The 751-nt window shown below is 69.5% G+C and carries 1 protein-coding gene; it reads left to right on the forward strand.

The window, feature by feature from the left end; genetic code table 11:
- A partial coding sequence (locus tag FUT87_RS24555) for a DUF1800 family protein (protein WP_147242689.1) occupies positions 1-751 on the forward strand: 751 nt, incomplete at both ends.

Raw genomic sequence — 751 nt, forward strand, 5'->3', positions numbered from 1 at the left:
CGCAGGCCGCGCGTTTCCTGGCGCAGGCCGGCTTCGGCGCGAGCGAGGCGGACATCGCCACGCTCAAGTCGATCGGCTACGCGTCCTGGCTGGATCTGCAGTTCCTGGCGCCGCGCACCGAGTCTCACTGGGACTGGCTGACCCGCAACGGCTTCGCCACCGAGGCCAACAAGTACGCCTACTTCGACGGCCTGCCGGGCAGCGTCTGGCGCAAGTTCATCACCTCGCCGGACCAGCTGCGCCAGCGCATGGTGCTGGCGCTGTCGGAGATCTTCGTCGTCTCGGCGGTGGGCAACACGCTGCCGTGGCGCACGATGATGATGGGCGCCTACGCGGACGTGCTGGAGGAACAGGCCTTCGGCACCTTCCGCGGGCTGCTGGAGGCGGTGACGCTGTCGCCGGCGATGGGCGCCTTCCTGGCCATGCGCGGCAGCAAGAAGGAGGACGGCAAAGGCCGTCAGCCCGACGAGAACTTCGCCCGCGAGGTGATGCAGCTCTTCACCATCGGCCTGGTCCAGTTGAACCTGGACGGCTCGGTGCAGATGGCCGGCGGCCGTCCGGTCGAGACCTACGACCTGACCACGGTGACGCAGCTCGCGCGCGCCTTCACCGGCTGGGACTTCGACACCAACGCGCCCGCCGGCGCCGATCCCGGCTTCATGCGACGGCCGATGGTGCACAAGGCGGCCAATTTCTCCGAGGGCGCCAAGACGGTGCTCGGCACCACCATCTCCGCCGGCGCCGACGGCCC

The sequence above is a fragment of the Mitsuaria sp. TWR114 genome (assembly GCF_007997345.1).